This window comes from Marinovum sp. E3 (assembly GCF_055755275.1).
On the sequence record NZ_CM146908.1, the window covers coordinates 1947209 to 1960306 of the forward strand.

9 protein-coding genes, 2 tRNA genes and 1 pseudogene are annotated in these 13098 nt (G+C 61.9%); 5 read left to right on the plus strand and 7 right to left on the minus strand.

Going from position 1 to position 13098, the window contains the following annotated elements; genetic code table 11:
* Positions 1 to 44: 44 nt before the first annotated feature.
* Together AC0J5K_RS09545 and hemA are read right to left on the minus strand one after the other, a co-directional pair.
* Positions 45 to 1349 carry a helix-turn-helix domain-containing protein gene (locus tag AC0J5K_RS09545; protein ID WP_274564177.1) on the minus strand — a complete coding sequence of 435 codons (1305 nt, stop codon included), beginning with the start codon at positions 1347 to 1349 and terminating at the stop codon, positions 45 to 47.
* 121 nt (positions 1350 to 1470) lie between these two features.
* Complete coding sequence (gene hemA, locus AC0J5K_RS09550) at positions 1471 to 2694, minus strand: 5-aminolevulinate synthase (RefSeq protein ID WP_048533755.1); 1224 nt, start codon at positions 2692 to 2694, stop codon at positions 1471 to 1473.
* A gap of 228 nt (positions 2695 to 2922) precedes the next feature.
* On the opposite strand from hemA, the gene AC0J5K_RS09555 reads away from it, so the two are divergent.
* The gene (locus AC0J5K_RS09555; RefSeq protein ID WP_274564175.1) at positions 2923 to 4302 is read left to right on the plus strand and encodes a M20/M25/M40 family metallo-hydrolase; all 1380 of its coding nucleotides are present in this window, start codon (positions 2923 to 2925) and stop codon (positions 4300 to 4302) included.
* Between the two features lie 32 nt (positions 4303 to 4334).
* Here AC0J5K_RS09555 and AC0J5K_RS09560 read toward each other — a convergent pair whose 3' ends face one another.
* The gene (locus AC0J5K_RS09560; protein ID WP_274564174.1) at positions 4335 to 5939 is read right to left on the minus strand and encodes a hypothetical protein; all 1605 of its coding nucleotides are present in this window, start codon (positions 5937 to 5939) and stop codon (positions 4335 to 4337) included.
* A 455-nt stretch (positions 5940 to 6394) separates the two neighbouring features.
* A complete protein-coding gene (locus AC0J5K_RS09565) occupies positions 6395 to 7267 on the minus strand; it encodes a glycosyltransferase family 2 protein (protein WP_274564170.1) in 873 nt (290 codons plus the stop codon).
* A gap of 74 nt (positions 7268 to 7341) precedes the next feature.
* Between AC0J5K_RS09565 and AC0J5K_RS09570 the strand changes: the two genes are divergently transcribed.
* The gene (locus tag AC0J5K_RS09570) at positions 7342 to 8097 is read left to right on the plus strand and encodes a hypothetical protein (protein WP_074835470.1); all 756 of its coding nucleotides are present in this window, start codon (positions 7342 to 7344) and stop codon (positions 8095 to 8097) included.
* A 64-nt stretch (positions 8098 to 8161) separates the two neighbouring features.
* Here AC0J5K_RS09570 and AC0J5K_RS09575 read toward each other — a convergent pair.
* The 3 genes from AC0J5K_RS09575 to AC0J5K_RS09585 all read right to left on the minus strand — a co-directional run bounded on the left by AC0J5K_RS09575 (position 8162) and on the right by AC0J5K_RS09585 (position 9713).
* Positions 8162 to 8238, minus strand: a tRNA-Asp gene (locus AC0J5K_RS09575).
* A gap of 197 nt (positions 8239 to 8435) precedes the next feature.
* A tRNA-Asp gene (locus AC0J5K_RS09580) sits at positions 8436 to 8512 on the minus strand.
* Positions 8513 to 8675: 163 nt separating this feature from the next.
* Positions 8676 to 9713 (minus strand): LacI family DNA-binding transcriptional regulator, encoded by a 1038-nt coding sequence (locus tag AC0J5K_RS09585; protein WP_274564454.1) that lies wholly within the window; start codon positions 9711 to 9713, stop codon positions 8676 to 8678.
* A 250-nt stretch (positions 9714 to 9963) separates the two neighbouring features.
* Here AC0J5K_RS09585 and AC0J5K_RS09590 point away from each other — a divergent pair, with 250 nt between their 5' ends.
* The 3 genes and pseudogenes from AC0J5K_RS09590 to AC0J5K_RS09600 all read left to right on the plus strand — a co-directional run bounded on the left by AC0J5K_RS09590 (position 9964) and on the right by AC0J5K_RS09600 (position 13097).
* Entirely contained in the window at positions 9964 to 10998 is a 1035-nt protein-coding gene (locus AC0J5K_RS09590; RefSeq protein ID WP_274564456.1) for a TRAP transporter substrate-binding protein, read from the plus strand.
* Between the two features lie 269 nt (positions 10999 to 11267).
* Positions 11268 to 11597: pseudogene (locus tag AC0J5K_RS09595) on the plus strand (TRAP transporter small permease subunit); the annotation flags it as partial.
* A 222-nt stretch (positions 11598 to 11819) separates the two neighbouring features.
* Entirely contained in the window at positions 11820 to 13097 is a 1278-nt protein-coding gene (locus AC0J5K_RS09600) for a TRAP transporter large permease (RefSeq protein ID WP_244526446.1), read from the plus strand.
* The last annotated feature ends 1 nt before the right edge of the window (position 13098 follow it).

Consider the following 13098-nt stretch of genomic DNA (forward strand, 5'->3'; position numbering starts at 1 on the left):
CCCGCAACCTAGTCAGACTGGCCGGCAATGCAATGCGTCAGAGGTTATTCGCCGGCCGTGGTCTCCGGCGTCGGCGTGGCGACACGCAGGTTCAGCTCGGCCACCATCCGCTCGAGGTCGCCATCGCTGGCCGGATCGGCGGGCTGATAGCGCTCGGTCAGGCTCGCCGCGGCCAGCGCCACATTCGAGGTCACGGCGCCGCGCGGCCCGGCGGGGCCGTAGGTCTGGCCGTTGACGGCGAAATAGACCGCGCCCGAAGCCCCGACCCGCAGCGTCGCCGGCTCTTCGCCCTGCGGCACGTCGAAGGTATCGCCGGCGTTCATCACCGCCTCGTAGAGCACGCTGCCATCGGCGGCGCGCACCCGCACCCAGGCCGGGCGGACGGCAACCAGCTGCACACCGGGTTTCGGAGGCTCCAGCACCTGCGGCAAGGCGGTGGCGGCCACCTGTTCGGCGACCTGATCCATCACCCTGTCCAGCGGCACATCGCCCGAGGCGGCGGCGCTCGCAGTGACAATCGAGGGGGTGCGTTCCCGCGAGGCCCTGGCAAAACTGCCGACGCGTGACGGATCGAGCGTGGAAATCGGCGCGTCGCGGGCGATCATCACCGGCACATCCAGCGCCTGCGGGCGATAGAGCCGGTCCATCGGTTCGCCCGAGGGCGGGTTGAACACGCCGGCGGCGCGGGTCTCGTCGGGATCGAGGCTGTCCTCTTCCGGCGCGATCCGGCCGGCGCCCTCCAGCGGGTCGAGCTCGGCCAGTGCGATCGGCGTCTGATCCACCGGGGTGAGCTGCACCCGCTGGATTTCCTGCAACACGCTCCAGCCGCCATAGCCGATCCCGGCGATCAGCGTCAGCAACACCAGCATCGAGCCGACGGCCCCGGGTTCGATCTGGGCCAGGAAGCTTTCGCCGCGCGGGGCGAAAGGCATGTTCGGATCGGTGAAGAGATCCCGTTCGGCCGGAGATTTCTGCGGCAGCTTCTGCCCCGGCTTGCGCTGCTGGCTGGACGCTTCGGCCGACATGCCATGCGCGGTGGTAAAGCCGCTTTCGACGCAGAAATTCTGAAAGGTGACATCCGGATCCATGTTGAGATAGCGCGCATAGGAGCGCACGTATCCGGCAATGAATCCAGGAGTGTCAAAAGCTTCGGGATCGCAATTTTCGATCGCGGCGATATAGGAGGCCTTGATCCGCAATTCGCGCTGCACGTCGAGCAGGGATTTGCCCATGGTGGCCCGTTCGCCCCGCATGACATCCCCAAGGCGCAATGCGAAGTCGTCAAACCCCTTTGGGCCGACGTTTTCCTCGCCCGGCGCCTCGCCGCGCCTCAGTTTGCGCCCTATCATGCCGATCTGCCCCGTTTTTCGTTGCCCTGACCATTCCCCAACGGTTCAGGACGATTCGTGTCGCCCCTTTGCTTGTAACGAGGTTAGCATGTAGCGCGCATAATGGCAGGGTCAAAACCGCTCAGGCACTCAGGTCGGCACGATTCAGCGCACAATGCGACCACAGATCGTCCATTGCTCCCACCAAGGCATCCATCTCGCGCGGACCGTGCACCGGCGACGGGGTGAACCGCAGCCGTTCGGTGCCACGCGGCACGGTCGGGAAGTTGATCGGCTGGACATAGATGCCGTAGGTCTCGAGCAGCATGTCCGACAATTTCTTGGTGTGCACCGGGTCGCCGACGATCACCGGCACGATATGGCTGCCGTGATCGATGATCGGCAGGCCCATGCCCTTGAGCCGCAGCTTGAGGATGCTGGCCTGGGTCTGGTGCCGCTCGCGCAACGCCTGGTCGGTCTTGAGATGTTTCACACTGGCCGCGGCGCCGGCGGCAATCGCCGGCGGCAGCGAGGTGGTGAAGATGAAGCCCGGCGCATAAGACCTTATGGCGTCACACATTTTATGACTGGCCGCGATATAGCCGCCCATCACGCCAAAAGCCTTGGCCAGGGTGCCGTTGATGATGTCGAGCCGGTGCATCAGCCGGTCGCGCTCGGCCACGCCGGCGCCGCGCGGGCCGTACATGCCCACCGCATGGACCTCGTCGATATAGGTCAGCGCGCCGAATTCGTCGGCCAGGTCGCAGATCTCTTCGATCGGACCGAAATCGCCGTCCATCGAATAGACCGATTCAAAGGCGATCAGCTTGGGCGCCGCCGGATCGTCGGCCTCGAGCAGCTCGCGCAGATGGGCGACGTCGTTGTGGCGGAAGATGCGCTTGGCCCCGCCGTTGCGCCGCACGCCCTCGATCATCGAGGCATGGTTCAGCGCGTCCGAGTAAATGATCAGACCGGGAAACAGCTTGGGCAGCGTACTTAACGTCGCGTCATTGGCGATATAGGCGCTGGTAAAGAGCAGCGCAGATTCCTTGCCGTGCAGATCGGCCAGCTCGGCCTCGAGCCGCTTGTGATAGACCGTGGTGCCCGAAATGTTGCGGGTGCCGCCGGAGCCGGCGCCGGTGGCCTCCAGCGCCTCGTGCATCGCCGCGAGCACCACCGGGTGCTGGCCCATACCGAGATAGTCGTTGCCGCACCAGACAGTGATCGGCTGTTCGCTGCCGTCGGGCTTGCGCCAGGTGGCATGCGGGAAATGGCCCTGCTTGCGTTCGATATCGATAAAGGTCCGGTAGCGGCCCTCGTCGTGCAGGCGGCCGAGCGCCGCGTCGAGTTTCGCGGTATAATCCAGATTGTGGCTCACCGGGGCACCTCCGTTTGCGTGGGGCCGCGGGCCCTGCGTATGAACCTGATCGCCCGAAAGGCGGTCAAATTCACGTTCCTGAATACTTACAGCGGGAAATCCCGTCTGGCAACCTCTACTAGCGGCGACCCATGGCCGCAGCATTGATCCATGTCAAACCCCACTGGACAGGGATTTCCGCTTCGCTAGGGTCTGACGCAAAAAGGAAACCTGCCGATGGACATTTCGCCCGTTCTGACCCGAATCGATGATGACCTCAATGCGGCATCTGACCGCTTGAAAGACCTTCTTCGAATCCCGTCGATTTCCACCGATCCGACCTATGCGGCCCAGTGCCAGCAGGCCGCAGACTGGCTTGTGGCCGACCTGCAATCGCTGGGCGCCGAGGCCAGCAAGCGCCCCACCCCGGGCCATCCCATGGTGGTGGGCCATATCGGCGAGGGCGGCCCGCATCTGCTGTTCTACGGCCATTACGACGTGCAGCCGGTCGATCCGCTCGAGCTCTGGGATCGGGACCCGTTCGACCCGCAGATCGAGGACACGCCTCAAGGAAAAGTGATCCGTGGCCGGGGCACCAGCGACGACAAGGGCCAGCTGATGACCTTTGTCGAGGCCTGCCGGGCCTGGATCGCGGTGCATGGCCGGCTGCCCTGCCGCATCACCTTCTTTTTCGAGGGCGAAGAGGAAAGCGGCTCGCCCTCGCTCATCCCCTTCATGCAGGAGAATGCCGCCGAGCTGAAATCCGACATCGCGCTGATCTGCGACACCGGCATGTTCGACCCGGAAACCCCCTGCATCACCACCATGCTGCGCGGGCTGATGGGCGAGGAGGTCACCATCACCGGGCCGTCGCGCGATCTGCATTCCGGCATGTTCGGCGGCATCGCGATGAACCCGATCCGGGTGCTGACCAAGGTGCTGGCCGGGCTGCATGACGACACCGGCCGGGTCACCCTGCCCGGCTTCTACGACGACGTGCCCGAGCTGCCGGCGGCGCTGCGCGAGCAATGGGCGGCGCTTGGCGAACCGGGTGAAATGGCGCGCGACTTCCTCGGTGCCGTGGGGCTGTCACAGCCGGCGGGCGAGAACACCCGCACCGGGCTCGAGATGATCTGGTCGCGCCCGACCTGTGACGTCAACGGCATCTGGGGCGGCTACACCGGCGCCGGCTTCAAGACCGTGCTGCCCAGCCAGGCCCATGCCAAGGTGAGCTTCCGCCTGGTGGGCAGCCAGGACCCGCAGGCCATCCGCGCCGCCTTTCGCGCCTATGTCGAGGATCAGCTGCCGCCCGATTGCAGCGTCGAATTCAAGGCGCATGGCGCCTCTCCGGCCTCCGTGATGGACACCACCTCGCCGCTCTTCGAGGCCGCCCGCGGCGCGCTGTCAGACGAATGGCCCAACCCGGCAGTGTTTGCCGGCTGCGGCGGCTCGATCCCGATCGCGGGGTATTTCAGCGATTACCTCGACATGCCGGCCATGCTAATCGGCTTTGGCCTGGACGACGACCAGATCCATTCGCCGAACGAGAAGTATGCGCTGACGAGCTTCCACAAGGGGATGCGGAGCTGGGTGAGGGTGTTGGGGGCTGTGGGGTGAGCTAAATCAATATAGCACGTACTAAGGAAAATTTACTTAAAAAATGATCCCACGACCTCGACCGCTTTGCTTATTGCCGAAATTAGGCTTGATGACTCCTTAAGTGCCCCGACGATCATCTTCCCATTAAATTCGATTTTCTGTTTCCGCGGCACTTCAGATGCAGCTTCTTGGGCCATGTCGTCAAAGTCTCGCGCAACAGACTCTGGGTCCTTAACTTCACCAGTTTCAATTGCTTGATCAAGTAGCTCCTTCAGGTCAGCTATCGCTTGAACCACTTCTGCACTTGAAGTTTTTTCCTGAAATCCGTTGAAGGACTTATCTAAATTCACTTGCGCGTCCCGACCGGCCTGGGTTTGAACAATTCCGGTAGAGTTCGAGACGTTTTGACTATTATCCACGTTTAAGTTCCTCACATTGAAGTTCACATTCACGGACCGCTCTTCTAGAACTTTTAGAGCCGCCAGGATCTGGTTTTGATTACTTTTCCATTTAAACTTTGCCCTCCGAAGTGCAACTTGAATCTGGCGGTGAAGAGTTGGGTCCAGATCATGTATTGAGATACTGGCCAAGTCTGCAATTTTTGGCAATGAGGCTTGTTCATCAGGTGCAAACCCTCCCACGCGATCGAACCGTTGCTCGGCTGAGCGGACCCGCCCCAAAACTTCGAGAAGATATTCTTCGAAATCCTCTGGCAAAACACCGCCCTCCGTGGGTATCGCACCGCTCTCCACCGCCCGCAGAAGGACCTTGATGCATTCGTACTCCGCGTGAAGACGGCGCAAATATAAGACTAGGTCGCGAAGGTCCCGTCCATTTAACTTATCCTTGGTAAGTATTGCCCATACCGGAATATCGATATTGGAAAAAACCCTTACTCTGTCATGATAGACCTCAAGATATTTCGAGATCGTGTTTTTGACCTTTATAAAATCACCCCGAAAATCCAGCATTTCCCCTGGTTCTATAACGTGAACTATTGAAGGCCTCATAAACTTGATGTTTTTCCGAATCTCGTGAAGTTCTAAGAACTTGTTTCGAGCCACCGTACGAGCGGCCAAAGCATTTGCGTGAAGCAGACCTGACCTTCCAAAATCAACCTCATCGTATTCTGTCTTTCCTTCGCCTTCATGCTTTCTGAACTTCAGCTTCATATCGCAGAGGAAATCATTAATTGCATCAAAGGAAACAGCTTCTGTCTGCCCCTTCAGATCCAAAAAAAAGTGATACTCAACTCTTCCGGAGCACTCACCGTCAAAAAAAAGTAGCCTGTTATCTATCTTCCACTGGCATGTGCCGCCGGCAATATGCATTGCCGGCAAATCATGGAACTTTGGTCCGTGCTTCGCGTCGCAAACGAACGGCTCCATTATCCACCCTGAAAGTCCTTTGACGGAAAGTCCTACCTCCGCGGAAGGTTTCAGCCCACCCAGTGCACGAATAAAGTCTTTGTGGCGCTCTGGAAGGGTCCAAGACGGCCGTTGTAGGTAGGTTGAAGAACCTCCTACATACCGTCTCAGGTCACAGATTGGAAAAGTAACGATCGTTTTCAATGCAAGTGGCCTCCAAAAACAACCATTAGAGTAGATGCCACTTGTAGAATTTGGAAGTGGGGACGGGTCGATTTCTCTTCCCATCCCCTGCCTACTAGTAAGCAGGCATTATGGAAAAATTGTTAGAACATTTTTCCATCGTTACCTTCGGTGAACGAAGGCCCATCGTCGAAAATGTGTAGGATCATTCATAAGTTCTCCTTTTCAGTTTCGAGATGAAGCATCCTGTGCATTCTGGAACCAAACTCACTTACCCGGGATCAACCCGTACTTGGTTCCGAACTTTTTTGAACGCCGGGGCGGATATACCACCTTCGACGGACGACTATCTCTGCCCGCAATGGATGCGGTTTACCGACAAACTTCTAGACAGCTTGCCAGCGAGGTACCTCTAACGCCGCACGTGATTCGAAGCAACTCAAAGCTGAAGCCCCTAAACGCTGTGTCGCTCTCGTCCGTTTCTGACGGTACGGAAGAAATTTCTTTATTTACCATTTGTTAACACTCAAAGTTTTTTTGCGCGAAACATTTGAAGCCGGTCATATGAGTCCCAAAAACCGCTCCGGCAGCACCATCACCCGGTCGCTCTCCTCGCGGTCGAACTGCCAGAACCCGGTGTCGCCCCGCTTCTTCCACGACCGGTGCATCCCCCGCCGCACGCCGGTCAGGTCGAAATCCGCAGGCTCCGCCGCCTCGAACGCCGCAAAGACCGCCCGGTCCTCGCCCCGCGCCTCGGCGAACCAGTGCCGCCCGATCGCGGCCTGTTTGACCGAGGCCCCCACCGCCTCGGTCACCGCATTGCGGTGGTCCATCACCCGGGCGTAATTGCCGAAGTCGCAGAACTTCAGGTGCAGCAGCAGCAGTTCGTCCGGCGTGTGCAGCTTTTCAGCCTGGGTGAAATGCCCGCCCCGCGCGATCTTGACGCCCTGCGACACCACGCAAGGTTTCGAATAATGCGGCGCCAGGCGGACGTGGCGGCGCGGGCCCAGGATATGGTCCTCGATCGGCGCGGGCTCTTCCGTCACCCGGTGCACCACCTCGAGCCCCACCGGCGTCAGCACCCGGCGGATCGGCTGATCCCGCAGGAAGTCGAGCAAGGTGACCCCGGCGGCGGGATCGACCACCACCAGCTCGTCGACATCGCCGACGATCACGTGGTCGTAATAGCAGCGCAGCCCCTGCACCAGATTGTTGAGCAGCCGCCAGCGCTTCATGTCGAAATTGGGATGCGGGTCGCCGGGGATGCCGATGATGTTGCAGCCCTCGGCCAGGCGCACCACCTCCTCGCCGCGGCCATGGTTGATGATGGTGCAGTTCTCGCGGCCCAGCGCCGCGCCGTAGTGCCTCAGCCAGGCCTTGAGGAAGAAGGCATCGTCACGCACCATGGTCAGCGCGGCGGCGGTTGTCTGCATGTCACTTGTCCTGCTCTTGCGCGGGTCTCTGGGCCCGGTTACCACTTTTGCACAGATTAGCCGGAAAGCCCTGCATGCGCGACACAATCCTCACCGATCTGGCCGGCACAGGCTGGGCCATCCGTCACAGCGGCAGCGCGCCGAAGCGGTTTCAGGTGATGGGCGAGCGGTCCTCGGGGACGAATTTCGTCAAGCGGCTGATCGACGGCAACACCTGGCTCGGCAATTCCGAGGTGCTGGGCTGGAAACACGGGGTGCCGGGGATGCTGGCGATCCCGGCGGATTTCACCGTGGTCTGCACTTTTCGCGCCGCCGATGCCTGGGCGCTGTCGATGCATGCCAAGCCCTGGCACGCCCGGCCGCCGCTTCAGGCGCTGGGGTTCTCCGACTTCATCCGCGCCCCCTGGGACAGCCGCATCGACCGGCCGCGCTATTTCCCCTGGGCCGAGGCGCCCGAGTTCCGCGGCCAACCGCTCCAGGCCGACCGGCATCCGATCACCGGCGCGATGTTCCGCGATCTGTTCGAATTGCGGGCGGTCAAGATGGCGGTGCTGCTGAGTTTTGCCATCCGCCATTCCTCCTGCGTTTTCCTGCGGATGGAGGCGGTTCAGGCGGCGCCCGAGGCGTTTCTCGCCGATCTGCGCGCGGGCCTTGCCCTGCCCGCGACCGACACCGCCTACAAGCCCGTGACCAAGCGCCTGGGCGCCAAGTTCAAGCCTGCGGTGATGACCCGGCCGGAGACCCCCGCCGAGATGCCCGAGGCGGACCGGGCGTGGATGCGCGAACGGCTCGACCTCGGGGTCGAAGAGGCGATGGGCTATACGTACTGAGCTGCGGCGCGACGCTCTGCGCGCGGGCCCCCGAGGGGGGGTATTTTTCATCCGAAGGAGAAAGTGGCGCGGTTGACGGGGCTCGAACCCGCGACCCCCGGCGTGACAGGCCGGTACTCTAACCAACTGAGCTACAACCGCGCGTGAGGGGCTGATTAAGTGAAGCGGCGGGGGGCGTCAACGGCAAATATCGCGATCCGGCAGAAGTTTTTCGCGGCCTCGCAACCTGCGGCATTTACCGGATATTCTGTGCGACAGAAGGCTCTTTGCGCGGCGCGCCAAGGCAGCGCCAGCGGCCCCGTTTGGGGCATGTTCTTCAGGGCATGAAGGAGGGAAAGTGGCGCGGTTGACGGGGCTCGAACCCGCGACCCCCGGCGTGACAGGCCGGTACTCTAACCAACTGAGCTACAACCGCGCGTGAGGGGCTGATTAAGTGAAGCGGCGGGGGACGTCAAGCGGGTTGGCCGAGATTTTCTCGGGTTTTTGCTCTGCCCCGCAAGAGCAGCGGTCTGCCCTGCCCCAGCCGGCCAGCACGGCCTGTCGACGCGGACCCGCGAGGCCGAATTCTTTGCGGCCGTTCATTTCGCAGCGACCGCCAAATCTCCGAGTGAGATGGTTGGGGCCAGTATGTGGATCTTGCCACTGTCTGTTTCACCGCTTTCGACTGTCTCCAAAATTACCCTGGCAGCTGTCTCGCCGATTGCGCGGCGAGCGGTGTGGGAGGTGGCGATCTTCCCTGGGAACCCTTCGAGGAGGCCCAACCCGTTGAATCCGGCCAAGGCGACCTCGCCCGGAACATCGATGCCCGCGGCGATACAATGGCACAACCCGCCAAAGGCGAGGTCGTCGTTGGAGAAATGGATGCAATCGAGGTCAGGTTGACGTGCCAGAAGTTCGGCCGTCTTGCGGCGCCCGCAGGCGATGGCCGGTAGCGTGGCCTCATCCCCTTCCCGGTGAGCCCCGTCGATCGCGTCGATGAATTCGAGACCCTGGCTGCGCAAGGCATCGAGGAAGCCCTTCTTCCGCTTGGCCGCCCTAAGATCCTTGTCGAGGTTGCGCCCGACATATCCAAAGCGCCGTCGGCCCGCTGCAAGAAGGGCTGCCGCCATATCGTGCCCGGCCCCGGACTGCGAGAACCCGACACAGGCATCCACCGGATCGCCATCGCAATCCATGATCTGGACGATGGGTATACCGGCGTCGGCCAGCAATCTCCGCGATTCGTCCGGCTGGTCGAGCCCGGTGACGATCAGCCCGGCAGGCCGCCATGACAGCATGTTGCGGATGGTGGTGTATTCGGCCTCAGGATCGTAATCCGTCACGCCGAAGACCGGTTGCAGCGCCGTGCCCTTCAGGGCGTCGGTCACCCCCGACATGACCTGCGGAAACACGGTGTTCGACAGGCTCGGCACCACCACCCCGATCAGATCGGTGCGCTTGCTCGACAGCGAGGCCGCGAGGTGATTCCCGTAGTAGCCGATCTCGCGCGCGGCCTGTTTCACCTTGTCGACATTGGCCTTCGACACGTCCTTGTCCCCGCGCAACGCCCGCGAAGCCGTCATCTTGCTGACGCCGGCCGCCGCCGCGACATCGGCCAAGGTCTTTCGTTTTTTCATGGCCTTGTCGCCCTCCGGGCCCTGGTTGGGCAGCGTGACGCGCCGACCAGACCGGTGCGCCGCATGCTGTTGCCTCCCGATCCTGAGGTCGGGACGTTGACAGAATAGGCAGAATGCGGCACTGGTATCAATACCGGTAGCGATACCGGTATTGATACCGGCGCCATCGTCGCCGGTGAGGAGCCGCGATCTCACAAGGATCGCACCTATCAAAGAACCAGGGCCCCGAGGGGTTCTGACGGGAGGAAACATGACTGCTTACACTTTGAAATCCGCATTTCTGAGCGGCCTCGTTGCTGCCACGTCGCTGATGGCCAGCACGGCTCTGGCGCAGGAGTACCAGTGGACGTTCCAGACCTCGGCACAGGCCGGCGACAACTTCTTTCCGATCGAGGAAGCCTGGGCCGACCGCGTCAAGGAGCTGTCCGACGGACGCATCGAAATCACCGTCGTGCCGGTTGGCACCGTGGTGGCGCACAATGAAACCCTCGACGCGGTGGGCGCCGGCATCCTGCAAGGCCACATCACCGACCCGTCGTATTTCTCCGGCAAGGATCCGGCCTTCGCGATGCTGGGCAACCTCGTCGGCGCATGGTCGGCGCCCGAGCAGATGTTCGACTACATGGAAAACGGCGGCGGCAAGGCGCTGTTCAACGAGCTGGTGAACCCCTACGGGCTACAGTTCCTGGGCGCCTCGGCGACCGGGGTCGAGGCCTTCCTCTCGACCAAGCCGCTCTATGGCGTCGACGACCTCAAGGGCATCAAGATGCGCGCGCCCGAAGGCATGGTGCAGGAAGTCTTTGCCGCCGCCGGCGCTTCTCCGGTCAACCTGCCCGGCTCCGAAGTCTATACCGCGCTGGAAAAAGGCGTGATCGACGCGGCCGACTATACCGTGTTCTCGACCAATCACGCCCAGGGCATGCATGAATTCGCCAAGTATCCGCTCTATCCCGGCTTCCACTCGATGCCGGTGATCGACGTGTCCCTGAACAAGGCGATCTACGACGGGCTGCCGGAAGACCTCAAGACGATCCTGAACGAGTCGGTTTCGGTCTTTGCCGAGGACATGATCACGCAGCTCGACGAACAGAACGAGGCCGCCGTGGCCGAGGCACAGGCCGATCCCGAGATCACCGTGATCGACTGGTCCGACGAAGAGCGCGCGAAGTTCCGCGGCATTGCCAAGTCGCAATGGGCCAAATGGGCAGACCGCTCCGAAATGGCAGGCAAGGCCTATGAGAGCGCCACCGCCTACCTGACCGACAAGGGCCTTCTGGCCGAGTGATTGCCACCTGACGGCAAGACCGGAAGGGGCCGGCCACGGCCCCTTCTTCTGACACCATCCAGCTCACGTTCCGGGAGGGGACAATGGCACAGCAAGACGCGGCGATGACCGACGCCGAAATCGAAGCGCAGCTCGAGGCGCTCAAACGCGCCCATGAAGACGACAGCGCCGGTGCCCAGAATGCGCTTGATCGCGGCATCCTGACGGTGGGCACCGCCTTCAGCTTCCTGTTTGCCATTGCGACGGTGATCTCGATCTACGAGATCATCATGCGGTATTTCTTCAACGCGCCCACGATCTGGGCGCATGAGACGGTGATCGCGCTAATCGCGGCCTGTTATCTCTATGGCGGCATGCAGTGCCTTGCCGCCGACAAACACATCCGCATCGGGCTGATCTATTTCGGCACCTCCGGCGGCACCCGCCGGCTGCTGGATGTGGTCAACGGGCTTCTGACGCTGTTCTTCGCGGTGGCGATTGCCTACGCGGCCTATACCATGGTCGAGAAATCCTGGTGGAGCCCCCAGGGCGATATCCGGCTCGAGCGCTCCGGCTCGGCCTGGAACCCGATCACGCCGGCGATCATCAAGATGCTGCTTCTGATCACCGCCATCGTGCTGGCGATCCAGTCGGTGGGGCATATCTGGACCGCCTGGAAAGGCACCGGCTTCCGGCAGAGCGCCGGCGAGGCGCCCGGCAAATTCGCCGTGGCCGGCATCGGCCTGGTCTTTGCCCTGCTTCTGGCCGGCGGCTATCTGCTGTTCAGCGAAGGCCGGAACCTCGGCATCGAGACCGGGTCACTTCTGCTGGTGGGCTCGATCATGATCCTGATCCTGACCGGCATCCCGCTGGCCTTCGTCACCGGGCTGATCGCGATCCTCTTCACCATCGCCTGGTTCGGGCCGATGGGCGTGCCGCTGGTCTCCAGCCGCATCTATTCCTTCGTCAATGAATACGTGCTTGTCGCCATTCCGATGTTCGTGCTCATGGCCTCGCTGCTCGACCGCTCGGGCATGGCCCGCGATCTCTATGATGCGATGCGCCTCATTGCCGGCCGGATCAAGGGCGGCGTCGCCGTCCAGACCCTGGTGGCCGCGGTCTTTCTCGCCGCAATCTCCGGCATCATCGGCGGCGAGATCGTCCTGCTGGGCCTGATCGCCCTGCCGCAAATGCTGCGGCTTGGCTACAACCGGGCGCTGGCCATCGGCACCGTCTGCGCCGGTGGCTCGCTGGGCACGATGATCCCGCCGTCGATCGTGCTGATCGTCTATGGCCTGACCGCCAGCGTCTCGATCGGCGACCTCTTCCTCGCCACGGTGACCCCCGGCCTGATGCTAGCCTCCTTCTACATCATCTACATCCTTATCCGCTGCTACGCGAACCCGGAAATGGGCCCGCCGATCTCTGACGCAGAGCTGGACATTCCGATGTCCGAGAAACTGCGCAAGATGCGCGGCGTGATCCTGCCGGTCGGCGTGGCGGTGACGGTTCTGGGCTCGATCTACGGCGGCATCGCCTCGGTGACCGAGGCCGCGGCCATGGGCGTGGTCGGCGTGTTCCTGTCGGCCGCGATCCGGCGCGAGGTGACCTGGACGCTGATCCGCGACAGCCTGAAGCAGACGCTGGAGACCTGCGGCATGATCATCTGGATCGGCCTCGGCGCCGCGGCGCTGGTGGGTGTCTACAACCTCATGGGCGGCAACCGCTTCATCGAAGCCACCATTCTGGGCAGTGGCGCCTCGCCGATTGTCATCGTGTTGATCATGATGGGCATTCTCGTGGTGCTGGGCCTCTTCATGGACTGGATCGGCATCGCGCTGCTGACCATGCCGATCTTCGTCCCGATCATCATCAAGCTGGGGATGGATCCGGTCTGGTTCGGCATCCTCTTTGCGATGAACATGCAGGTGAGCTACCTCTCGCCGCCCTTCGGCCCGGCCGCCTTCTATCTGAAATCGGTCGCCCCCAAGGACATGAGCCTGTCGGAGATATTTCGGGCGCTGATCCCCTTCATCTGCATTCAGGTCGTGGCGCTCGCCATCGTGTTGTTCTTCCCGCAGGTCGCACTCTGGCTGCCGGAATGGTTGAAAGGAAATTGAG

Bases quoted from the DNA above. Each gene is read 5' to 3' on its own strand.
- AC0J5K_RS09570 (WP_074835470.1), top strand. From the start codon at position 7,342: ATGCGCGACACAATCCTCACCGATCTGGCCGGCACAGGCTGGGCCATC.
- AC0J5K_RS09585 (WP_274564454.1), bottom strand. From the start codon at position 9,713: ATGAAAAAACGAAAGACCTTGGCCGATGTCGCGGCGGCGGCCGGCGTC.
- AC0J5K_RS09560 (WP_274564174.1), bottom strand. From the start codon at position 5,939: ATGGGAAGAGAAATCGACCCGTCCCCACTTCCAAATTCTACAAGTGGC.
- AC0J5K_RS09555 (WP_274564175.1), top strand. From the start codon at position 2,923: ATGGACATTTCGCCCGTTCTGACCCGAATCGATGATGACCTCAATGCG.
- AC0J5K_RS09600 (WP_244526446.1), top strand. From the start codon at position 11,820: ATGATCCTGATCCTGACCGGCATCCCGCTGGCCTTCGTCACCGGGCTG.
- AC0J5K_RS09545 (WP_274564177.1), bottom strand. From the start codon at position 1,349: ATGATAGGGCGCAAACTGAGGCGCGGCGAGGCGCCGGGCGAGGAAAAC.
- AC0J5K_RS09590 (WP_274564456.1), top strand. From the start codon at position 9,964: ATGACTGCTTACACTTTGAAATCCGCATTTCTGAGCGGCCTCGTTGCT.
- AC0J5K_RS09565 (WP_274564170.1), bottom strand. From the start codon at position 7,267: ATGCAGACAACCGCCGCCGCGCTGACCATGGTGCGTGACGATGCCTTC.